This is a genomic window from Kingella potus (assembly GCF_900451175.1).
Lineage (GTDB): Bacteria > Pseudomonadota > Gammaproteobacteria > Burkholderiales > Neisseriaceae > Neisseria > Neisseria potus.
The window spans coordinates 207,471-229,539 of the sequence record NZ_UGJJ01000002.1; the positions used below are offsets into that span (position 1 = coordinate 207,471).

The 22,069-nt window shown below is 53.4% G+C and carries 25 protein-coding genes and 2 pseudogenes; 20 read left to right on the top strand and 7 right to left on the bottom strand.

Annotated features, from left to right (window positions below):
- Positions 1–197 precede the first annotated feature (197 nt).
- From DYE40_RS07460 to DYE40_RS07485, 5 genes are all read left to right on the top strand, one after another.
- The gene (locus DYE40_RS07460) at positions 198–548 is read left to right on the top strand and encodes a hypothetical protein (RefSeq protein ID WP_115308506.1); all 351 of its coding nucleotides are present in this window, start codon (positions 198–200) and stop codon (positions 546–548) included.
- 136 nt (positions 549–684) lie between these two features.
- Positions 685–1,137, top strand: a complete 453-nt coding sequence (gene rnhA / locus DYE40_RS07465; RefSeq protein ID WP_115308507.1) for a ribonuclease HI — start codon at positions 685–687, stop codon at positions 1,135–1,137.
- Positions 1,138–1,170: 33 nt separating this feature from the next.
- The gene (locus DYE40_RS07470; RefSeq protein ID WP_115308508.1) at positions 1,171–1,620 is read left to right on the top strand and encodes a DciA family protein; all 450 of its coding nucleotides are present in this window, start codon (positions 1,171–1,173) and stop codon (positions 1,618–1,620) included.
- 113 nt (positions 1,621–1,733) lie between these two features.
- Positions 1,734–2,333 (top strand): azurin, encoded by a 600-nt coding sequence (azu, locus tag DYE40_RS07475; protein WP_115308509.1) that lies wholly within the window; start codon positions 1,734–1,736, stop codon positions 2,331–2,333.
- Between the two features lie 356 nt (positions 2,334–2,689).
- Positions 2,690–3,199 carry a hemerythrin domain-containing protein gene (locus tag DYE40_RS07485; protein WP_115308511.1) on the top strand — a complete coding sequence of 170 codons (510 nt, stop codon included), beginning with the start codon at positions 2,690–2,692 and terminating at the stop codon, positions 3,197–3,199.
- A 194-nt stretch (positions 3,200–3,393) separates the two neighbouring features.
- On the opposite strand, the gene DYE40_RS07490 is transcribed toward DYE40_RS07485, so the two are convergent.
- The 3 genes from DYE40_RS07490 to DYE40_RS07500 all read right to left on the bottom strand — a co-directional run bounded on the left by DYE40_RS07490 (position 3,394) and on the right by DYE40_RS07500 (position 6,512).
- Positions 3,394–3,894, bottom strand: coding sequence for a MarR family winged helix-turn-helix transcriptional regulator (locus DYE40_RS07490; RefSeq protein WP_115308512.1), 501 nt, complete (start codon positions 3,892–3,894; stop codon positions 3,394–3,396).
- Between the two features lie 189 nt (positions 3,895–4,083).
- Complete coding sequence (locus DYE40_RS07495; RefSeq protein WP_172461255.1) at positions 4,084–5,319, bottom strand: YihY family inner membrane protein; 1,236 nt, start codon at positions 5,317–5,319, stop codon at positions 4,084–4,086.
- Positions 5,320–5,429: 110 nt separating this feature from the next.
- Positions 5,430–6,512, bottom strand: a complete 1,083-nt coding sequence (locus tag DYE40_RS07500; RefSeq protein ID WP_115308513.1) for an alkene reductase — start codon at positions 6,510–6,512, stop codon at positions 5,430–5,432.
- 566 nt (positions 6,513–7,078) lie between these two features.
- Here DYE40_RS07500 and DYE40_RS07505 point away from each other — a divergent pair.
- The 6 genes and pseudogenes from DYE40_RS07505 (at position 7,079) to DYE40_RS07530 (ending at position 11,120) form a co-directional block, all read left to right on the top strand.
- A complete protein-coding gene (locus tag DYE40_RS07505; RefSeq protein WP_115308514.1) occupies positions 7,079–7,774 on the top strand; it encodes a replication initiation protein in 696 nt (231 codons plus the stop codon).
- Positions 7,775–7,814: 40 nt separating this feature from the next.
- Entirely contained in the window at positions 7,815–8,777 is a 963-nt protein-coding gene (gene mafA, locus DYE40_RS07510) for an adhesin MafA (RefSeq protein ID WP_115308515.1), read from the top strand.
- Positions 8,778–8,816: 39 nt separating this feature from the next.
- On the top strand, positions 8,817–10,247 hold the full coding sequence (locus DYE40_RS07515) for a MafB family polymorphic toxin (RefSeq protein WP_218564339.1): 1,431 nt from the start codon (positions 8,817–8,819) through the stop codon (positions 10,245–10,247).
- Positions 10,247–10,561 carry a MafI2 family immunity protein gene (locus DYE40_RS07520; protein WP_115308516.1) on the top strand — a complete coding sequence of 105 codons (315 nt, stop codon included), beginning with the start codon at positions 10,247–10,249 and terminating at the stop codon, positions 10,559–10,561. The genes DYE40_RS07515 and DYE40_RS07520 overlap by 1 nt, the downstream gene beginning before the upstream one ends.
- A 42-nt stretch (positions 10,562–10,603) precedes the next feature.
- Positions 10,604–10,876: pseudogene (locus DYE40_RS07525) on the top strand (hypothetical protein); the annotation flags it as partial.
- A gap of 10 nt (positions 10,877–10,886) precedes the next feature.
- On the top strand, positions 10,887–11,120 hold the full coding sequence (locus DYE40_RS07530; protein ID WP_115308934.1) for a hypothetical protein: 234 nt from the start codon (positions 10,887–10,889) through the stop codon (positions 11,118–11,120).
- 108 nt (positions 11,121–11,228) lie between these two features.
- Here DYE40_RS07530 and DYE40_RS13300 read toward each other — a convergent pair.
- Positions 11,229–12,124 (bottom strand): annotated as a pseudogene (locus DYE40_RS13300) (integrase core domain-containing protein).
- Positions 12,125–12,381: 257 nt separating this feature from the next.
- Between DYE40_RS13300 and DYE40_RS07545 the strand changes: the two are divergent.
- The 4 genes from DYE40_RS07545 (at position 12,382) to DYE40_RS12620 (ending at position 13,715) form a co-directional block, all read left to right on the top strand.
- Positions 12,382–12,741, top strand: a complete 360-nt coding sequence (locus DYE40_RS07545; RefSeq protein ID WP_002215099.1) for an immunity 8 family protein — start codon at positions 12,382–12,384, stop codon at positions 12,739–12,741.
- Between the two features lie 124 nt (positions 12,742–12,865).
- On the top strand, positions 12,866–13,087 hold the full coding sequence (locus DYE40_RS07555; RefSeq protein ID WP_115308518.1) for a hypothetical protein: 222 nt from the start codon (positions 12,866–12,868) through the stop codon (positions 13,085–13,087).
- Between the two features lie 150 nt (positions 13,088–13,237).
- On the top strand, positions 13,238–13,582 hold the full coding sequence (locus DYE40_RS07560; RefSeq protein WP_115308935.1) for a hypothetical protein: 345 nt from the start codon (positions 13,238–13,240) through the stop codon (positions 13,580–13,582).
- Positions 13,566–13,715 (top strand): hypothetical protein, encoded by a 150-nt coding sequence (locus DYE40_RS12620; RefSeq protein WP_172461236.1) that lies wholly within the window; start codon positions 13,566–13,568, stop codon positions 13,713–13,715. The genes DYE40_RS07560 and DYE40_RS12620 overlap by 17 nt, the downstream gene beginning before the upstream one ends.
- 547 nt (positions 13,716–14,262) lie before the next feature.
- Here DYE40_RS12620 and DYE40_RS07565 read toward each other — a convergent pair.
- The 3 genes from DYE40_RS07565 to DYE40_RS07575 all read right to left on the bottom strand — a co-directional run bounded on the left by DYE40_RS07565 (position 14,263) and on the right by DYE40_RS07575 (position 15,742).
- Positions 14,263–14,769 carry an antibiotic biosynthesis monooxygenase family protein gene (locus DYE40_RS07565; protein WP_115308519.1) on the bottom strand — a complete coding sequence of 169 codons (507 nt, stop codon included), beginning with the start codon at positions 14,767–14,769 and terminating at the stop codon, positions 14,263–14,265.
- Between the two features lie 72 nt (positions 14,770–14,841).
- Positions 14,842–15,273 carry a cytochrome b gene (locus DYE40_RS07570; RefSeq protein WP_115308520.1) on the bottom strand — a complete coding sequence of 144 codons (432 nt, stop codon included), beginning with the start codon at positions 15,271–15,273 and terminating at the stop codon, positions 14,842–14,844.
- 31 nt (positions 15,274–15,304) lie between these two features.
- Complete coding sequence (locus tag DYE40_RS07575) at positions 15,305–15,742, bottom strand: hypothetical protein (RefSeq protein WP_115308521.1); 438 nt, start codon at positions 15,740–15,742, stop codon at positions 15,305–15,307.
- A 163-nt stretch (positions 15,743–15,905) separates the two neighbouring features.
- On the opposite strand from DYE40_RS07575, the gene DYE40_RS07580 reads away from it, so the two are divergent.
- The 5 genes from DYE40_RS07580 (at position 15,906) to pepN (ending at position 21,687) form a co-directional block, all read left to right on the top strand.
- On the top strand, positions 15,906–16,349 hold the full coding sequence (locus DYE40_RS07580; RefSeq protein ID WP_115308522.1) for a MarR family winged helix-turn-helix transcriptional regulator: 444 nt from the start codon (positions 15,906–15,908) through the stop codon (positions 16,347–16,349).
- A 365-nt stretch (positions 16,350–16,714) separates the two neighbouring features.
- Positions 16,715–17,233, top strand: coding sequence for a superoxide dismutase family protein (locus DYE40_RS07585; protein WP_115308523.1), 519 nt, complete (start codon positions 16,715–16,717; stop codon positions 17,231–17,233).
- 143 nt (positions 17,234–17,376) lie between these two features.
- A complete protein-coding gene (locus DYE40_RS07590; protein WP_115308524.1) occupies positions 17,377–18,156 on the top strand; it encodes a LysR family transcriptional regulator in 780 nt (259 codons plus the stop codon).
- A 138-nt stretch (positions 18,157–18,294) separates the two neighbouring features.
- Positions 18,295–18,930, top strand: coding sequence for a DUF4189 domain-containing protein (locus DYE40_RS07595; RefSeq protein WP_115308525.1), 636 nt, complete (start codon positions 18,295–18,297; stop codon positions 18,928–18,930).
- Between the two features lie 147 nt (positions 18,931–19,077).
- A complete protein-coding gene (gene pepN, locus DYE40_RS07600) occupies positions 19,078–21,687 on the top strand; it encodes an aminopeptidase N (protein WP_115308526.1) in 2,610 nt (869 codons plus the stop codon).
- Positions 21,688–22,069 lie beyond the last annotated feature (382 nt).

Genomic DNA, 22,069 nt, shown 5'->3' on the forward strand with positions numbered 1-22,069 from the left:
TCCCGGCCGATTGCAGCCGGTTTGGGTGCAAAGCGTGCAAGACAGCGGATACGGTGACGGCACGGGTTTTGCCCAAGTATGGCAAAACGGCAGTCAGGCGGCAGACGGCGGGTGCGCGGACGGCGATTATCCTTTTGTGCTGGATATTCCCGATATTGCATCCTTCCCGCAGCACACGGAGGGTACTGCGCAGAGAATTGGTATGTGCCTTTGCCGAATCGGCGGAATGGTTTGCCGACGAAGCCGCGTTTGCCGCGAGGCAGGAAAAACAGGAATTCGAATGGGCAACGCAGAGTTTTATTCCCGTCGGAATGTTTGCAGACGAAAACGCGCCCGAAGGCACACGCCCGGCCGCCCGTGCTTTGTTTACGGGTATAGTGCGCTCGGCGGAGCAACGGTATAACACGGTCAGCCGAAGCCCGTTTTACTACTGCGAAATAGAAACGTTCGGCGGCATATGGTCGGCGGTTTATCCTGCCGCAGCCTTTGCCGATACGCCGCAAGCAGGCAATGTGATACAGGGCGAATATTGGCTGACGGGCAAATAGCGTTCGGGCGGCCTTAAAACCTTATTGCCAGTTCAACATATTGATTAAAAGGAAAGAAAATGGCAGACACCCACTTATCCCAAGCAGTCGGGCAAAAATCATGCCGCGCCGTGTAACGCTGCCGGTGCGCTGAAATATGGAAAAAACCGTCTATCTCTACACCGACGGCGCGTGCAAAGGCAATCCCGGCACGGGCGGCTGGGGTGCGCTGCTGCGTTACGGCCGCCACGAAAAAGAACTCTGCGGCGGCGAGACCGAAACCACCAACAACCGCATGGAGCTGACCGCCGTCATCGAAGGACTCAAAGCCCTCAAACGCAAAAGCCGCGTGCAAATCTGCACCGACTCGCAATACGTCAAAAACGGCATGGAAAGCTGGATACACGGCTGGAAGAAAAACGGCTGGAAAACCTCTGCCAAACAGCCGGTGAAAAACGAAGACCTGTGGCGCGAACTCGACCGCCTTGTCGCCGAACACGAAGTTATCTGGACATGGGTCAAAGGCCATGCCGGCCATCCCGAAAACGAACGCGCCGACGCGCTTGCCAACATGGGTGCGGCAGCGGTAAAACGGAACGTGCAGACCTGACACATCGCAAAAACGGAAGAGGCCGTCTGAAAAATGGATTTCAAACAAATCGGCAAACGCAGCGGGCAGGGCGACGACCCTTCCGCCCGTACGCAGCTTGAATTTCTGCTGCAAAGCGCGCAGGCATGGCGGCAGCTCGACCGCGCCGTCAAACAGCACCTGCCCGCCAACCTCCATCCGTATGTGCAAACGGCCCGTATCGACCAAGACGGCAGCCTCGTGCTGCTGGCTGCCAACGGCACCGCCGCCTCGCGTCTGAAAATGCTCGCTCCCGCCCTGCTGCCGAAGCTGCGGCAATGCAGCGGGCTGATTACCGCCGTCCGCGTCAAAACCGTCCCCAAAACCGCCGCACCGCCCCGGCAAAACAGCCTCAAACTCAGCCCTGCCGCGCTGGATGCGCTGGCAGACGGCGCGGACAGGCTGGAACACCATCCGCAGCTGGCCGCCGCCCTGCGCCGTTTGGTCGGCAAATATCAAAAATAATTATCCTTTGTTGTCAAATCATGGTAAATTGCGCCCGATTTCCGTTGGTTGTCTGCAACGGATTGTTTTTTGTTTCCGATTATTTTCCAACGTCATCATCAAGGAGATGAAACATGAAAGCATATCTGGCACTGATTTCCGCAGCGGCTTTGGCTTTGAGCGCGTGCGGCGGCGAAAAACCCGCCGAGACCCCGCCCGCGCCGCCTGCGGCCTCCGCCGAAGCACCGGCTTCCGCCGCTTCCGAAGCACCTGCATCCGAAGCCTCCGAGCCTGCCGCAGCCGCTTCCGAAGCTCCCGCCTCCGAAGCCGCCGCGCCCGCCGCAGGTGCGTGTGAAACCGTGGTCGAATCCGACGACATGATGAACTTCAACACCAAAGAGCTGGTTATCGACAAAACCAACTGCAAAGAGTTCAAAGTAACCCTCAAACACACCGGCAAAATGCCCAAAACCGCAATGGGACACAACATCGTGATTTCCAAAGCGCAAGACACCAAAGCCGTGATTGCCGACGGTGCGTCTGCCGGTGCGGACGGCGACTATGTGAAAGCCGGCGACGAGCGCGTCATCGCCTATACCAAACTGATCGGCGGCGGCGAAGAAACCAGCGTAACCGTAGACACATCCAAGCTGGCAGCCGACGGCAAATACGAGTTCTACTGCTCCTTCCCCGCCCACGCTGCGCAGATGATCGGCCACGTTACCCTGAAATAAGGTATCCGCCATTGTTCAGACGGCCTGCATATGCAGGCCGTTTTTGCCGTCTGCCGCAGCTTGTTCCGCAGGCGGTACGGTATCAGGCCGTCTGAAAAAGGCGGGGGCGGTGCAGGATGCGGCGGCGGGACAAAATAAAAAATCTGCGGCCCGGCCGCGTTTCTGTTTGAAGAGGCGGATGTCCAGGCGTTTAAAAACCAATGAGGGGAAATCCGCCCCGTGCCGCCTGCGTTTTGCTGCCTTGTATCTTTTCTGTTTTGTTCCGCTATATACTGCGCCCTCTGCCAACTACAGAATGCGTGCCGCCGTCCTGTTTCCTGCGGGAACGGGTTTCAGACGGCCTGAAACGGAAAAACATGAATTTTTTCAATGCAAAAAGCGTTACTTTCGACGATCCGATCGCAATGCTCTATGCCTGCCACGGCAAGGTGCGCCGCTTTTGCGGACAGGTCGCAATGCTCGACGGCTATATTGCCGAACACGGCTGCAACGATGTGGTGATGCAGGCCGTGCGTCAGATTGCCCGCTATTTCAATGTTGCCGCGCCGCTGCACCACGAAGACGAGGAGCTGGATTATTTTCCGCTGCTGCTGCGTTACGCGCCGCAGGCGCAGGCCGATGTGGACGAGCTTCTGCGCCAGCACGGCCTGCTTCATGCCAACTGGTCGGCGGTGGCCGCCGAGTTTGCCGGGCTGGAAGCGGATGCGGCCTACCGCCCGGACGCGGCGGTGTTCAAGGCCTTTGCCGACGGCTATGCCGTGCATCTGGCTTTGGAAGAGGGTTTGTTTGAGTTGGGTAAAACGCATATTCCCACAGAGGAGCTGGCGCGTATCGGTAAAAATATGGCGCGGCGCAGGCGGGGCTAGCGGCTGTTTGCGTTCGGCGGCGGCGGTTTTTGTGCTGCAAAACGGTATCTGCCGCGATAAAAACCTTTGTTTGCGGCCGGTGCGGGCGCGGATTTCTGTTTTGCCTCTGCCGGCTCTGCGGGTTTGCCCCATATTGAAAGGCCGTCTGAAAACTGTGTTTTCAGACGGCCTTTGCCGTGTGCCGTGCGCTCGGGTCAGTCTTGGAGTTTGTCGAGCAGCTTGGCAAACAGGCGTTGCAGTTCGGCGTAGTCGGCTTCGGTGAAGTCTGCCCAGATGCGGTCGCGTTTGGCGGCAATCAGCGGCTGGATTTTGTGGATGAAGGCTTCGCCTTCGGGGGTGAGGCGCAGGATGATTTGGCGGCGGTCTTGGCTGTTGGTGCCGCGTTCGCGCCGTATCCAGCCGCGTGCGGACATTTCGTCGGACAGGCGGGTGGCACTGGTGCGTGTCAGGTTGAGCAGGTCGCTCAGCTGGGAGGGCATGATTTCCCGGTTGGGGCTGACGTAGACGAAGAGCAGGGCGTACCACAGGCTTTCGGTGATGCCTTCGGCTCTGAGGCAGCGGTTCATGTGGGTGCTGAGGCGTTCGGCGGTTACGCGCAGAAGCTGGGCGGTGAGGGTGCGGGGGAGGTTGAATTCGGGCAGGGTGCCGGTGAGGAGGGAGAAGCGTTTGCTCAATTCGGTGTGGGAAAAACTCATGTCGCGTCCGGGTTTGTTAGCGGTTTGCCGCAGCGGGATTGTGTGGGAAATCCGCAGCTTTGGTGCGGCAAATCATAGGCTCGATAACAGGTAAACGAGCGGTTCCGCCGATAATCGGTTGCGGATTTTTTTCCGGCGGTAGGGTGCGGGGAAAAGATGGAGGCCGTCTGAAAGGAGCGTGTGCCGTTTTCAGACGGCCTCTCTGCCGTGTTCGGGCAGGGCGGCGGCGAAACTTTCCAGGGTGTCGTCCATGCGGGCGAGAACGGGGCGGACGCGTTCGGATACCGCGTCGGCCACGGTGTCGGTGCCTTCGGGGGCGGGGCGGTAGACGAAGAGGGCGAAGAGTTCGTCGAGGCGGATGTGTGCGGCATCGGTTTGCAGCGTCCAGCCGCGTTTGCCGCAGCAAATGTAGCCGTGGCGGACGAGTGCGTCGAGGAGGCCGCCCAGTTCGTCGTAGCCCAGGCTGATGCGGCGGCGGAAGTCTTGGATGTGCAGGCTGCGGTTTGCGCTGCGGGCGCGGTGGAGCAGGAGCAGGATTTTGAGTACGTCGTCGAAACGGGTGCGCGCGCCGAAGGCGGTGCGGAACGCGTCGCCATGCCAGTAGGACAGGGAGGAGGTGAATACCGCGCCGGAGAGCAGGAGCATCCAGACGAGATGAATCCACAGCAGGAAGACGGGGATGGCGGCGAATGCGCCGTAAATCAGGGTGTAGCTGTTGAATGTGCCGATATACCAGGCAAAGCCGCGCCGCAGCAGTTCGAGCAGGAGGGCGGTGGCGGCCGCGCCGGCGAGGGCGTGGCGGGCAGGGACGTAGCGGTTGGGAATGTAGCGGTAGAGGAAGAAGAGGGCGACGGAGCCGCCTGCCGTGGCGGCGAGGATGCGCAGGCCGTCTGAAAACGGGTCGGACGCGGCCAGGAGCTTGTCTTTGATGAGGATTTCCCATGTAGCCAGCCCGCAGCCGACGGCCAGCGGGGCGAAAGTGAGCATCATCCAGTACAGCAGGAGCTGCATACGCAGGGGGCGTAGGTTTTGTACCTGCCAGATGCGGTTGAAAGTGAGGTCGATGGTGCGGATGAGCAGCAGGGAGGTGAGGCCGAGAAAGGCGATGCCGATGGCGGTGAGGTTGGCGGCGTTGTTTTGGAAGGTGGCGAGGTAGCCGCGCACCGCGCCCGCGCCCTGGGGAACGAGGTTGCTGTCGATAAATTGCAGCACGGCGGCGGAGAGGCGGCCGTACATGGGAAAGGCGGAGAGGATGTAGAGGGCGACGGTGAGGACGGGGACGAGTGCCAGCAGCGTGGTAAAGGTCAGGCTGGCGGCCACCTGCGGTACGTTGAGCTCGTCGAAGCGGCGGCAGAGGAAGGCGGCGAAGCCGAATGTGCGGGAGCGGCGCACGGCCTGTGGGATGCGGCGTAGGCGCAGATTCATATGGTTTTCCGTATTGGTTTGGCCGTCTGAAAACGCGGCGGCGGCATTGTAGCCCAAAAGGCCGTCTGAAATGTGTTTTCAGACGGCCTTGCTGCCTGCTGTCGGCTGCGCTATTTTAAAAACGGATAATCAACATACCCCTGCTCGCCGCCGCCGAACATGGTGGCGCGGTCGGGGGTGTTCAGCTCTGCGCCTTGCTCGAAGCGGCGCGGCAGGTCGGGGTTGGCGAGGAAGGCTGCGCCGTAGGCGATTAAATCGGCTGCGCCGCTTTCCAGCGCGGCTTCGCCTGTGGCGGCGGTGTAGCCTGTGCCTGCGATGAGGGTTTTGCCCTGCACCATTTTGCCGAACAGGGCGAGTTCGTCGCTTTGCGGATAGTGCGGCAGCAGGGGGAACATGGGCGCGCGCTGCATGATTTCTACAAAGGCGAAGTCCAGTTTGTTTAACTCGTTGATTAGATATTCATAAGTGGCGGTTGGGTTGTCAAACGCGATGCCTGCGTAGGGGTGCAGGGGGCTGATTTTGATGCCGACGCGCTCGCCGCCCACGGCTGCGATGATTGCCTGCATGGTTTCCAGCGTGAAGCGGGCTTTGTTGGCGGTGCTGCCGCCGTATGCGTCTTGGCGGTGGTTGCTGCTGTCGGCGAGGAATTGCTGCGGCAGGTAGCCGTTGGCGGCGTGCAGTTCTACGCCGTCAAAGCCTGCGGCGATGGCGTTTTGGGCGGCTTGGGCGTAGTCGGCGATGATTTGTTGGATTTCGGCGGTGGTGAGTTCGCGCGGGGTTTCGTAATCTTTTGCGCCTTGCGAGGTGAAGTGCTGCATGCCTTCGATTTTGATTGGGCTGGGGGCGGCGGGCAGTATGCCGTGGCGGTCGGCGGAGTGGGCGACGCGCCCTGTGTGCCAGAGTTGGGCGAATATCAGCCCGCCTTTTTCGTGTACGGCGGCGGTTACTTTTTGCCATGCTTCGATTTGGGCGGGGGTGTACAGGCTGGGGGTGAGCGGGCTGCCGAGTGCGTCGGCGGAGATGTTGACGGCTTCGGACAGTATCAGCCCTGCGGATGCGCGTTGGGCGTAGTATTCGGCGGTTATTGCGCCGACTACGCCGTCGGCATCGGCGCGGCTGCGGGTCATGGCGGCCATTACCATGCGGTTTTTGAGTTTCAGGCTGCCGAGGGTGTAGGGTTGCAGGAGTTTCATGTTGTTGGTTCTTATGGGTTGGGGTTGGGGGAGGCCGTCTGAAAACGGGGTGGGCGGTGCGGTCGGCGTTTCAGGCTGCCTGTGAGGGTGTTGCCAGTATAGGGGGGATGGGAACGGGGATAAATGGGGTAAAACGGATAAGTCTTATCTGTATATGGAATAATCAAACGCCGTCTGCACATGGGGTTCAGACGGCGTTTTGGTGTTTTCGGGCTGCTTTTCAGACGGCATCGGGGGGCGGTTTGTGTGGCGGAGCGGAGTGGAACGGCGGAACGGAAATCAGGCAAGGCAGGCTGAAAGCGGGTTGTGCCTTTGTTTGGATAGGGCTGTGGTGCTTGGACGCGGGCGGTTTTATTGGGCGCAACGGTTTCCCTAAAGGGTATTTAGAGTAAAAGAACTTGAAACATTTTTGCTACTCAATCCACAAGTAAAAATAAAACACCTTTGCTACAAATAAAGCAAAAAAATATTTAATTTATTTCGAATATTAAAACATAATATTTAAAGTTTTGATTGTAGTAAGAGTGTTTCAATAATGGGAAAACTTGTAAAAAAAATCTAGTCATTTGACTACTAGTCATGTTGTAATCTCAAATTACATCACGCGTTCCGCTCAAACTTTGAATTTAGTGGAAAAACGGATTTTAATGGCAGGAATTGCCAAGCTCGGCGGTGTGAATGGAGAAGTTAAATTGACTGCCCAAGAGTACGCCGACACCTACGGCGTAGATATCCGTACCGCCTATAACGAGCTCAAAGGGGCGGTAGGCACATTGATGAAGCGAACGCTGTCTTGGCAAATAACGGACGGTAAAAAAATCGGTACGCGTACGACAATTTGGGTTCAGGGCTATGATTATTTCAAAGATGAAGGCTTAGTTAAATTCAGATTTTCTGAGTACATCTTCCCTTTTTTATTTGAATTGCAAAGAGAATTTACCAAATACCAACTACAACAGGCTGCCGCCTTGCGCTCTATTTACTCATGGCGGCTGCTTGAATTGTTTGAACAGATGAAAGACAAGACAGACGGCTCGGGTTGGCTGTCTATACCGATTGAAGAGTTTTGGCACGCTATGGAGGCAACCGAAAGTTACAAAACAAATTTCCAATTATTGCGTAAACGCGTTATTGAGCCTGCAATTAAAGAACTGACCGAAAAAGATAATTGGCTGATTGAGTGGGAAGCGCGTAAACGTGGCCGTAAAGTGGCAACACTACTGTTTAAGTTCCAACGCAATCCACAGAAAAGTCTTTTCTAATTATTTATTTAATTTACCACTTGTCCGAAGGAGAAACTTTATGCAAGCACGGCTGCTGATACCTGTACTGTTTTCAGTTTTGATCTTATCCGCCTGCGGTACGCTAACGGGTATTCCGTCGCATGGCGGCGGCAAACGTTTTGCGGTTGAGCAAGAACTCGTAGCTGCTTCGGCAAGAGCTGCCGTTAAAGATATGGATTTACAGGCATTGCAGGGACGAAAAGTTGCACTGTACATTGCGACTATGGGTGACCAAGGGTCAGGGAGTTTGACGGGCGGCCGTTATTCCATAGATGCCTTAGTGCGTGGCGAATACATAAACAGCCCTGCCAGCCGTACCGATTACACCTACCCGCGTTACGAAACCACCGCAGAAACAACATCAGGCGGCTTGACAGGTTTAACCACTTCTTTATCTACACTTAATGCCCCTGCGGTATCGCGTACCCAATCAGACGGCAGTGGAAGCAGAAGCAGTATCGGATTGAATATTGGCGGAATGGGCGACTATCGTAATGAAACCTTGACTACCAACCCGCGCGACACTGCTTTTCTTTCCCATTTGGTGCAGACCGTATTTTTCCTGAGAGGCATAGATGTTGTTTCTCCTGCCAATGCAGATACGGATGTATTTATTAACATTGATGTATTCGGAACTATCCGTAATAGAACCGAAATGCACCTGTACAATGCCGAAACATTGAGAGCCCAAACAAAACTGGAATATTTCGCAGTAGACAGAACCAACAAGCAATTGCTGATTAAACCCAAAACCAACGCATTTGAAGCTGCCTATAAAGAAAATTACGCATTATGGATGGGACCGTACAAAGTAAGCAAAGGAATTAAACCGACTGAAGGATTAATGGTCGATTTCTCTGATATTCAACCATACGGCAATCAGACAGGCAGCACTGCTCCATCCGTAGAAAACGATAACAGCCATAAAGGATATGGATACAGTGATGAAGTAATACGACAACGCAGACAAGAGCAACCTTGATTTACACTGTCATACCCGCCTGCTGTCAAGGAAAATAAAATGAAATTTTCTATTCAAAAATTCATGCTGCTGTTTGTAGTAGCAACATCCTTACTACAAATGCCTATTGCCCATGCTAACGGCTTAGATGCACGTTTACGCGATGATATGCAGGCAAAACACTACGAGCCTGGTGGTAAATATCATCTGTTTGGCAATGGTCGTGGCAGCATTACAAATCGGGTTTATGCCGTTCGCACATTTGGAGGGACTGCTGTCGGACCTGTACTGCCTATTACGCATGAACGAACAGGATTTGAAGGTGTTATCGGTTACGAAACCCATTTTTCAGGACACGGACATGAAGTACATGCTCCGTTTGATAACCATAATTCAAAAAGCCTTTCTGATTTCAGTGGCGGTGTAGATGGTGGTTTTACTGTTTACCAACTTCATCGGACAGGATCGGAAATCCATCCTGCGGATGGATATGACGGGCCGCAGGGCGGCGGCTATCCCGTGCCAAAAGGTGCAAGGGATATATACAGCTACCATGTCAAAGGAACATCTACAAAAACAAAAATTAACATTGTCCCATATGCCCCTTTTTCAGACCGTTGGCTAAAAGAAAATGCCGATGCCGTTCCTGATTTTTTCAGCCGAGCAGATGAGGCAGGAAAACTGATATGGGAAAGCGACCCTAATAAAAATTGGTGGGGTAACCGCATGGATGATGTTCGCGGCATCATCCAAGGCGCAGCCAATCCTTTTTTAACAGGTTTTCAGGGATTGGGCATTGGGGCAATTACAGACAGTGCGGTAAATCCGGTAACCGATACGACCACACAGAAAACTTTACAGGGTATTAATGATTTAGGAAATTTAAGTCCCGCAGCACAACTTGCAGCTGCAACCTCATTACAAGACAGTGCTTTTGCGGTTCGGGACGGTATCAACTCTGCCAAACAATGGGCAGATGCCCATCCAAATACGACTGCAACGGCACAAACTGCTCTTGCCGGTGCAGAGGCAGCAGCTACGGTTTGGGGTGGCAAAAAGGTAGAAGTCAATCCTGCCAAGTGGGATTGGGTTAAAGGTACTGACTATGAAATGCCCACCACGCGCATCATGCAACCTGTAGATGGGGAGATGTTTGCAACCAAAAATGTAGATTTCAGCACTGACAGCATCGGAAAACAAATTCATGAAGGAGTGCAAGGAAAGCACATTTTAGACCATAATAATTATCTCCCAGGTAGAAGTGTACTGGATAGCAATGTTGACCCACAAGAACTGCTTAATGGTATACACTCTGGCAATTACCCAGTTATTTCCAAAACTAGCCGCGGTATGCCAGTAGTTGATTTTGGTAAAACAATTGGTGTGGATGCTTCATCTGGTCTAAGCACTAATTTTGGTGCTGTTCACACTGGAAATAAAGGTGTGCATATTGTTCCTCACAATCCTAATACAATAGAAAAAATTAAATAATGAAAATTTCAAATCCCAACCTAACTACACCTGACTGGCTAATAGTTGGCATGAATCGTGCAATGCTAGGCATGATTCATGCCGATATAAGATTAATTACAGCGGAATTTGATGAATTAAAACAGAAACTTATTATTAGATGCTATTTAGATAGAGAGGTAACTGATGATGATAGAGAAGATATGGAAATAATGATAACAGAATTATCAGCAGGGTATGGTTCATATGATTGTGATTGTGAATGCATTTACTCTTTACTTTCTACTCGGGAACTAAATCATACATATGGTGCAGTATTCAGAAGAAAAGAGTAAGAATGCACTTGGTATTTTAAGTCCTGATAAAGTTAAAACTCAATTGGTGAACAAATTAGTGGTAGTTATGCTTATGACAAGCATGTCATAAGACAACAAGAATTTACTGACCTAAATATCAATTCACGAGCAGATTTTGCCCAACATATTGAAAATATTGTTTCCAACCCGACAGATATGAAAGAGCTGCCTCGTGGTAGAACCGCGTATTGGGATGATAAAACAGGAACAATAGTTATCCGAGATAAAAATTCTGATGATGGAGGTACGGCATTTAGACTAACATCAGGTAGAAAATATTATGATGGCTTATAATGGTAAGGTTATGAATATACTATCTATAAACAATCAAAATTCAACCATCTCATTAACTCAAGATGAAGTTTTTGTCTTACGAGCCATCTTGAATGAGATATATGCTGACGTATGTGTAGATGCAAGAGAGTTTGAAAATGTTTCTGGGGTTAGAAAACATGAAGTAGAGAACTTACAGCAACAATTTATTGAAATTTATAAAAAAATGACAACTAATAGCAATAGCACGCGTAGACTGGATTGAAGACCCAGCAAAGACGTAATGCTGTTTAGTCAATAGACACGTCCACAACCAAAAAACGTAAGTTTCTGCTCTTGCTGTTTAATCTGTACAAACGCTTCCCCTGCTTGGTCAATCGTCAGGCAGAAGGACAAAAATGCCCCTGTATGAAAACGCGTTAGAACTCATCCGCTCTAACTTGTAGAAATCAACAGCGTTGTTTACACAACAGGTTGGGAAAAATAAGCCTGCAACACCTCAAAAGGCGTATCCCCTTTCAGGCTGCTGTGCGGCTTCACGGTATTGTAGAAATTCACAAAGCGGCACAGCTCTTTCTGCCGATGACTGGGGCTGTCAAACTGCTGTTTGTCGTGCCACATCTCCATAATCGTCCGTATCACCCTTTCGGCTTTGCCGTTGGTTTGCGGACGCGCAGGACGGGTAAACTTCTGATTGATGCCGTTCTCAAAACAGGCAACGCCAAACGCATGATTAGCCGCGCCTTTGTACTCGCTGCCGTTGTCCGAATAGATGCATTCAATCAGATACGGGCAGGGTTTGATAACGTGGTCGTTAAGAAACATGGCGGCACTGTTTGCCGTTTTGTCGGGCAAGACAGCCGCGTATAGCTCTCGTGAGAAGTCATCAATGGCAACAAACAGGTAATCGCGTTTGTCGCTAACTCTCTGCCCTTTGAGCAACGGCAGCCGTTTGGTGTCCACATGAACCATTTCGCCCGGGTAGGACTTGTTGTAGCGTTTGGCTTGCTTTTTAAGCTTCTCTTAGATGGCGCGTTCTGCTTTGGCCAAACGGCGCATTCCGTAATAGGCCTGCTTGAAGCGGTTGTTGGTGCTGTTCTGCGGCACAAGTAATTGGACTCGTGCGGCTTTGAGCACACGATAGATGGTGGTACGGCTGACCATAAAGCGTTGTGCTAATGAAGTAACGCTTTCTTTGTTCTGTGTGTAGGCGAGCCAGATGGCTTGGCGGTCGTGTGGGACGAGGCGGGTGTTTTTGTGGATGTTCATTTACGGTATTTTCCTTGAAATACTGTAAACAACGCTAGGGATTTCTACATCTAACTTGGGTTGGAGACGGGGCTAAACCAGTTAATAGTCCATCTTGTCAAGGATGTATGTTAAGTGCAGATGGCACAAGGCTATATCGTCCTCCAACTACAAAATCAAACACCCCTGAATCACTTAACCCAACGGGAGTGCAAGCTAATTTTGTTACTAGAAGTGTTGATGGAAAAACCATTAACTAATGGACATTTGAATATAAAATGATTAAATTAGATTTAAAAAGCATAAATTTATATGATATTGATTTTGAAAAATTCACCCCCGAAATTCCAGATAATTTTCATAGATGGATAGATTTGGATATCGGAATCGAAGGAGAACAAGGCTCATCTATTTTTTCACTTTGCATTTGTTCTCCTAAATGGATTTCCCATCATTGTAATAAAGAAGGTTTTTTTTGGTCTAATGCATTAATATTAGAACAGTTTGATCATAAGATTATTAAAAGTGAAATTGATAAAATATTAGAATATTGCTCAAAAGAAACTTGGGATTTGACACTTTCAAACTTATTACGATTTTTTTCTTGGGAATTCGAAGATTACAATCCAAACACATAAGAGCAATTTGGGATGATAAGTCTGGAACAATTGTAATTAGAGACCCAAATTCAAAAGATGGTGGAACAGCATTTAGGCCAACATCAGGAAAAACTTATTTTGATAAGCAACAGTAGGCTTGATTATGAATATAATAAATTTTGAAAAAAGCAATATTATTATTTCTTTAACAAAAGAAGAACTTCAACTATTTAGCTCCCTTGTGATTGAAATTTATGCAGGTGTATGCATCGATGCAGCAGAGTTTGAAATTGTGTCAGGAATTCGCAATCCCAAATTGGTACAAAAATTAGAGCAACAGTTAATTGAAGCATATGATTTACTGGACGAAAGAATTGATAGTTAATAATTTTTTTAAATATGGAAAAATGTTAAATTTTTCTGTTGACAGTACCAATTATGAGCATCTGACATGAGAAAACGCACAATGCTGGATACAGTGAATCTCATGATGCAGCAGAGAAAAAGTGGACAGGAAATCCTTGGAAAAAATAAAATGATAATCAAGCATGATGGAAGTATACATAAGATTGCTAGAATGACTGGAAACCAACATAATTTTTTAGAAATAACTCTATCAGATACTTCCAATTATTTGAAAATTAATCAATTAACTATTAATAAAGAAGAAAATATCATAAATATTTCCCCAGAAGAAGTTAAATTTTATGTAAAACAAGGTGTTGATTTGATTTATGAAAAATATAAACGGAAGTTTTTTATTTCCGCGATTTCTTTTTGTCAATCAGATAGCCAGCCTTCAAGTATCTACTCCTTCCTTGCATTTCATTTACTTGAAGATATTATTAAAAATGAAAAACGAAATGATTATTCAAAATGAATTTAATTTATATCCTAGTAAACAGCACGCGATTTTGAAAGCGTACAGCTTCGGCATTGATGCGCTGGCCAGCGATGAGCGGCAAAATTTAGAAACCGTGATTGCTGCTCTAAAAGACCTCATTCACGCATAACAAAAGCCCCGATTTGGGGCTTTTGTTATAATACTGACAACCGCGCTCATACAGGCGGCCAAGGTGAGTGGGGATAACAAAAAATCCCCGCGCCAACGGGGATTTTTTGTGTGGTTCCTGCTCGGTTATCAACCAAATTTAGGAGTTGCACCATGCAATTTAATGTCTCTTGGCAAAGGGGTAAATTGACGGTGGCATTTTCACTTAATGCTAGGTTCATCTTAGCGTTAGTGATGCTGTTTAGTCAATGGACCCGTCCACAACCAAAAAACGTAAGTTTCCGCAATGCGGCAGACAGTTCCCCTCAACACCGCAAGCAGTTGGCAAACAAACACCCCATGCCGTCTGAAAAAAACCTAAGGCAGCCTGAAAGCGGTTTAAAACATTTTCAGGCTGCCTTTCAGACGGCATCGGGGATAGTCTGCATAGAGAAGCAGAATAGCGAAACGAAAACCAGTCAAGGCAGCCTGAAACCTTTGCCAGATGCGTCTTTCGCTTTACTGAAATCCGCTTCGCTTGTTTTCAGGCTGCCTTTTCCAGCGGCGCGTTATCGGCTGTGTTTTTTGCCTTGGCAGAATTTTTCGGCAAACGGCGGTTCGCCGTCGCTGCGTACCACGTTGTACAGACCGGGGTGGAACACGGTGCCTTGTGGCATGGTGTCGGGCAGCTCGCGGCGCATTTTTTCCGTGGCGGCTTGGAATTCTTCGGGCGATGCCCATTGGGCAACGTTAACCAGTTGGAAGCGGCCGTCTGGGCGGATGGCGCGGTGCAGCTTGGTGCTGATGTAGCCTTTTTGCCGGGCGAGGAAGTCGCGCGATTTTTCCCATGATTGGATGGCGGCTTCTTCGCTGCCTTTGGGCACTTCAAACACGTTAATCAGGGTTACGCGCTTGGGGCTGCACCATTTTTCGCGCGCTTCCTGCGAAAAGGGCGAATGGTGCTTGCCGAAGCCTTTGCCGAAACGCGGCGCATCTTGTGCCACGGCAACGGCGGCAAACAATACGGCGGCGGCGGATGCGCCTATCAGCGCGGTTTTTTTCAGATTGAACTTCATGGTGTTACTCCTATAACAAGGGGGTTGGAAAACAAGGGGGAAAGGGTTTCAGGCTGCCTGCTGCAACGCCGCCTACGCCATGCGCTGCAAAACGGCTTCGCCTTTGCGCTGGTGGAGCACCGTCATCGCGATGTGCCCGCCCACCAGCAGCAGCAACAGGAACGCCAACGCGCCGTGTGCCGCGCCAAACGGGGCTTCAAACTGCCGCGCCATGCCCGATGCGGGCGCAGCAAACATCAGCGCATACAGCGCAAGGTGTCCCAGCTTGGCTTTCAGGCTGCCTTCGGGGCGGCGGCGCAGGTTTTTCAATGCCCAAAGAAAGCGGGCAAAAGTCATCAGCAGCAGCAATACGCCGGCGGCTTTGTGTGCGCCAATCAGAAATTTCAGGCTGCCGTCCAGATTCCATGCCAGCGCGGTGGCAAACATAAACAGATAGCAGGCGGCCATGCCCCAGTGGAACAGGCGGGTCAGCGTGCCGTAGCGGAGCGTCGTGTCGGGTTTCATCGTGTGTTCCTTTGCTATTAAACTGTTGATATTAAGCTGTTTTTGTTTTGACACAACGCTTGGGGCAGCCCAAGCCGAGGCGGCGCAGGTGCAGGCTAATCATGGCAAGGTTTGCCGCGCCTGCCGTCAGTTCCAGCGTTTGAATGCCGTAAAACAGTGCGCCAAACTGATTGCTTTGCGCCAAATCATTCAGCAGCAGCGCACAGGGCAGCAGCACCAACGCGCCGTTCAAAGCGATTTTCGGCATCAGGCTGCGCGGCAGAGCCAGCTTTTTATTGCTGATGCCGCCCACCGCCATAATCGGCACAAACACAATCAGCGCGTAGGCAATCGCCTGTTTCACCGCCTGCACTTGGGCGTGTCCGAAAAACAGCTCGCTTATCAGGCTGCTGCTCCAAAAAGCGGCGATAAACAGAAAACCCGCGATGCAGGCGGCGGCGTGGATTTTGAATAAAGGGCTGCGGTTCATGGCTTTGCTCCGTGTGTCGTTGCGTTCAAGATGGAAACCAGTTTACAGATTGGGAAACAGGTTGTCAAATTCTAAGTGCGTAAAGAACAGTAAAGATTGACAACCCGTTTCCGTATTCGTAAACTTATTTCCGTTTCCAACCACCACAAACAAAGGAACAAATATGGACACGCCGTCTGAAACACTCAGCCGCATCAGCACCGGAATTTTCCACGCCAACGGGCTGCTGACCGCATGGGGCGACCGCTTCGCCGCCGATTTGGGGCTGACCTCGTCGCGCTGGCAGATGCTCGGCGCGCTTGCCCAAGCCGCCGCGCCGCAAACCTCGCCGCAGCTTGGCGAACGCATGGGCATGAGCCGCCAAGGCGCGCAAAAACAGCTCAACCTGCTGCTGGCAGACGGGCTGGTTGCCGCCGCCGACAACCCCGCCCACAAACGTTCGCCGCTGTATTCGCTCACCGCAGACGGCGCGGCGCTCTACGAAAAAATCCACCTGCGCTGGATGCGGCAGGCGGAAGAATGGACGGCGGATTTGGACGCGGAAGAATTGGCGGCGGCGGAAAACGTGCTGCGGAAGCTGGCGGAGAAGGTTAAAGCGGCCGGGTAGGGGGTGGGGGTAGGGGACGATGGGGGCAAACCGATGTTGTTTGAAAGATGCCGTCTGAAAAAGCAATTGGCAAAAGGCAGGGGCAGCCTGAAAACGGTTTTCAGGCTGCCGTTTTGGTTTCGCCGCAAACCTTGCAGGCTTTGGTCGCACGGCAACACGCTGCGCTGCAAACCCGCTCCGCCCGTTTTCAGGCTGCCTTTTGCCGACAGCATTTTCAGACGGCATCCGACATTCCGCCACGCCGCTGTAAGGTTTCCACCGCCCGATGCGTCTAAACCCTACGCCGCTGCACCATCATCGCGGCGCAAGCGGTGCCGCACACAAGCGGCGGCATCCCATTCTTAACCACCAACAAAGGAAAAACCATGCAGAAAACCTTAGCAGCCCTGCTTTGCGCCGTCTCCTTGGGCGCATACGCGCAAAGCGAAATCACCGTCCCCGTTGCCCTGTTAAACGCAAACGGCGACACCCCGGTCGGCGAAATACGCATCAGCCAAAACAAATACGGCGCAATCTTCACGCCCCACCTGAAAAATATCCCCGCAGGCGTGTACGGCTTCCATGTGCACGAACACCCAAGCTGCGCCCCCGCCGAAAAAGACGGCAAACCAGTGCTCGGGCTCTCGGCAGGCGGCCATTGGGACCCGCACCAAGCCAACGCCCACAAAGGCCCGTGGGACGACAGCGGACGCTTGGGCGATTTGCCCGCCTTGGCAATTGATGCCCGCGGACACGGGCAGCCCGTTCTCGCGCCGCGCATCAAAGACATCAGCCAACTGCACGGGCATTCGCTGGTAATCCACGTGGGCGGCGACAATTACAGCGACCACCCCGCGCCGCTGGGCGGAGGCGGCGCACGCATGGCCTGCGGCGTTATCCGCTGATTTAGTTCACCACCCAAAGCAACAGGCCGTCTGAAAACCTGCTTTCAGACGGCCTCTGCCATTGTTATCCATAATATAATCTGCAAACAAAACAAACGCTTTGCGTTTTGCCGCCCACCCCGTTCCACCCACAGAAAGCCCATATGGATTACCTCAGCGACATGGCATTGTTTGTAGAAGTCGCCCAAGCCAACGGATTCAGCCGCGCCGCCGCCAAGCTCGGCATCCCCCAGTCCACCCTGTCGCGCCGCATCGCCGCGCTGGAAGCCGCGCTCGGACTGCGCCTGTTCAACCGCAGCACACGGCGTTTGGAGCTGACGGGCGCAGGCGCATACTATCTGGAACGCGCCCTGCCGATTATTACCGAAGCACGCCTGCTGCACGGGCAATTGGACGACATGCGCGTCTCCCTGCCCGTGGACATGGCGTATCAGATGGTCGCCCCACTGCTGCCCGAATTTGCCGAACGCCATCCGCTTTTGCGCATCGATTTTGACGTAACCCCGCGCCAAGTGGATTTAATCAGCGAACCGTTTGACTTGGCAGTCCGCACAGGCAAACTGCCCGATTCGGGCTACATCGCCACCCCACTGGCAGCGTTTTCAGGCTGCCTTTACGCCGCCCCCAGCTATCTCACCCGGCACGGCGAACCCCAGTCGCCGCAAGACTTGGCAAACCACCCCTGCCTGCGCTACGGCGCAAACAGCCCCGGCATGATACGGCAGATGGCAGCGGCAGGCTTAGGCATTGCGCTATTGCCCGAAATACTGGTGCGCGAAGACGTGGCGCAAAGCAGCCTGAAAGCCATACTGCCAAACTGGCGCAGCGAAACCACCCCCGTCCACGCCCTCACCGCCACACGCCTGATCACCGCCAACGTGCGCGCGTTTGTCGGCTTTTTGCGGGAGAAATGGGCGGAGTAGGCAAAAGGCAGCCTGAAAGGGTAGAGGCCGTCTGAAAAACCGCTGCGCATAAAAAGGAAGCCTGAAAGTTTGGTTTTGTTTCAGGCTGTTTTTTAAACAGTAATATTTAACCGTGTTGTTTTTTAAAGGAGAAAACCCATGCGTTTTGCACATTGGATAATTTTGATTGTTTTGCCGGCCGCTTCATTGGCACAGGCGGAAACCGTGGAATGTTATTGTGCGGACGGCCGGACACCGGTTGGCGAAAAGTGTCTGCTCCCGACAGATTTGAATGGGCAAACAACAAGTTTTGGCAATGCCATTTGTAACAGCAGCTATAACGACAGCAATGATGTGATCGAATCGGGTAATTATTCGGCAATTGCCGCCATTCCGAAGAAAGCCGATCCCTATCGTCCGTGGCTTCCCTCCGACCGCCACATATATTCTTGGAAAACCAGGAGTGAAATTTCTGCGCAACAAGCAGAATCGGCTGCTTTGCAACATTGTCGGGAAGGTACGCGCAGCAGAAAGCAAGAGAAAGATTGCAGGATTATTGCCAGTTACCACAACGCCTGCTCTGCCAGAGTAAGCGGCTATGTGGTGAAAAACGGCAAAGCCGTTTATAAGGAATATTTTAAAATTTCCAAGAAACCCAATGCCCATAATCTGGCACTTGCCGAATGCCAGTCGGAGCCGGGTACGATGAATAACTGCTGGGTTACCAGCACGGATTGTTTTATAGAGCACGGCATTTCGCGGACGAAAAAAATGCAGCGAATGCAAAAGCGGTGAGTTTTACCGTCGTGTAGGAAATGGGGAAGCATCCGTCAGAGAGGCCGTCTGAAAGCCGCAAAACGCGTTTTCAGACGGCCTTTGCCTTTATGCCGCGCCGCCGAAAGGCTAGAATGCGCCCTTTCGTTTCCCGATTGAAAGCGTGCCATGAGCAAAACCGTACATTACCTGAAAGACTACCAAGCCCCCGCCCATTCGGTTTCCCGCACCGATTTGAGCTTCGACATCCGCGACAGCCACACCGAAGTTACCGCCCGCCTTACCATGCGCTGCGAACGCGCGGGCGCGCCGCTGGTGCTCGACGGCTCGGCCGAACTTGTTTCCTTCAAAATCAACGGCGAAGCGGCAGACTATGTCTTGGAAAACGACAAACTCACCGTTGCCGCTCCGCCTGCGGGCGGTTTCATTGTGGATACCATCACCCGCGTGAGGCCGTCTGAAAACAAAACCCTGATGGGGCTGTATGAAAGCGGCGGTAACCTCTACACCCAATGCGAGCCGGAGGGCTTCCGCAAAATCACGTTCTATCCCGACCGCCCCGACGTGATGGCGGAATTTTCCACCACGATTATTGCCGACGCGAAACGCTATCCCGTGCTACTCTCCAACGGCAACCAAACCGGCGGCGGCAGCCTGCCCGACGGCCGCCACTGGGCCAAATGGGAAGACCCGTTCAAAAAACCCTGCTACCTTTTCGCCCTAGTGGCCGGCGACCTTGTCCGCACCGCCGACAGCTTCACCACCCGCAGCGGCCGCAAAGTGGCCGTCGAATTTTTCACCCGCAAAGAAGACGCGGGCAAAGTGCGCTTCGGCATCGAGTCGCTCAAACACGCGATGAAATGGGACGAAACCCGCTTCGGCCTCGAATACGACTTGGACATTTACATGGTCGTGGCCGTGGGCGACTTCAACATGGGCGCGATGGAAAACAAAGGCCTCAACATCTTCAACACCGCCTGCGTCCTCGCCGACAGCCGCACCTCCACCGATGCCGATTTCGAGCGCGTCGAAAGCGTGATTGCCCACGAATACTTCCACAACTGGACGGGCAACCGCGTAACCTGCCGCGACTGGTTTCAGCTTTCCCTCAAAGAAGGCCTCACCGTCTTCCGCGACCAGGAATTTTCCGCCGACCGCGCCGGCCGCGCCGTGCGCCGCATCGGCAGCGTTTCCCGCCTGCGCGCCTTCCAGTTTCCCGAAGACGCAGGCCCGACGGCGCATCCCGTCCGCCCGGCCAGCTACGAAGATATGAACAATTTCTACACCATGACCGTCTATGAAAAAGGCGCGGAAGTGGTGCGTATGTACCACACCTTCCTCGGCGAAGCAGGCTTTCAAAAAGGTATGCGGCTGTATTTCGAGCGGCACGACGGCCGGGCAGTAACCTGCGACGACTTCCGCGCCGCAATGGCCGATGCCGGCGGCTTCGATTTCGGCCAGTTTGCCCTGTGGTACAGCCAGGCCGGCACCCCCGTACTCGACATCGAAGGCCGTCGGCAAGACGGCAGCTTTATCCTCAAAGTCCGGCAAACCGTGCCGCCCACACCGGATGCGGCCGCCAAACAGCCGATGCAGATGCCGCTCAAAACCGGCCTGATTTCCCGCAGCGGCGATAGCCTCGAATTTGAATACGGCGGCAAACGCGGCACCGAAGCCGTCCTCATCCTGACCCAAGCAGAACAGGAATTTGTGCTCGGCGGTGTCAATACGGATGCCGTGCCCTCCCTGCTGCGCGGCTTCTCCGCCCCCGTGCGGGCCAACTATCCCTACACCGATGCCGACCTCGCCCTGCTGCTTGCGCACGACCCCGACCCCTTCGCCCGCTGGGAAGCCGGCCAAACCCTGCTGCGCCGCGCCGTGGCCGCCAATATCGCCGCCGCCGCCGAAGGCCGCCCGCTGCCCGCACACGCCGCCCTGCGCGAAGCCCTCGGCCACGTCCTCGCCGCCGACATCGACCCCGCCTACCAAGCCCTGCTGCTGTCTGTGCCGACCGAAGCCGAACTGTGGGCCGATATGGAAAACTTCGACCCGCTCGCCGTCCACCAAGCCCGCGAAGCCCTGCTCGACCTGATTGCCGCCGCATTCCACAGCCGTTTTCTCGCCCTCAACAGCGCAGCCCGCGAACAGGAAGAGCGTTTTCCCGACCCCTACGGCTACGCCCCCGAACCCGCCGCCCTGCGCACCCTGCGCAACGTCTGCCGCGCCTTCATCCTGCGCGCCGACCCCGCGCATATCGAACAAGTGTCGGAAAAATATGACGAAATGGCGAAAAACATGACCCACGAATGGGGCATCATGAGCGCGGTAAACAACAACCCTTCGCCCCTGCGCGACAGCCTGCTGGCAAAATTCGGCGGAAAATTTGCCGCCGACGCACTGGCAATGGACAAATACTTCGCCCTCACCGCCTCCTCTCTGCGCGGCGACACCCCGCAGCAGGTACGCGCCGCGCTGCAACACCCGCAGTACAACGCGCAAAACCCCAACAAAGTCCGCGCCCTGATCGGCACGTTCACCCGCAACGTACCGCATTTCCACGCCGCCGACGGCTCGGGCTACCGCTTCCTCGCCGACAAAATCCTCGAAACCGACCGCTTCAATCCCTCGCTCGCTTCCGGCCTTGCCCGCGCCTTCAACATCTGCCGCCGCCTCGAGCCGCAGCGGCAGGCACTGATGAAGGCCGAACTCGAACGCATCGCCGCCGTGGAAAACCTGTCGTCCGAAACCGGAGAAATCGTCGGCAAAATCCTTGCCTGACCTGTTTGTGCGGACGAAACGCACACGCCTTGCCCGCCCTGCGGCGGCATAATCGGAGGCCGTCTGAAAACCTTGTTTTCAGACGGCCTCTTCCTTTTATTCCCTCTCCCGCTTGCGGGGGAGGGATAGGGTGGGGGCTTTGCTGCTCGGAGGATATTTGCAGACAAAAGGGCAAAGCGGTTCTGCCAACCGCTACCCTTCCTAGCCCTCCACAGCGCGGGCATAGGAGAGGCAGCAGGTCTGTTGCGGCGGGCATTTTCAGACGGCTTCTGCATCGGTAGGGACACGTGCGTGGCTGCGCCACACACCCTGCGGCTGGTTTGGCAAGGCTGTGTCCGGTACGGAAAATATTGCCGTTCGGGTAGGGTGTGCCGCCGAAGCG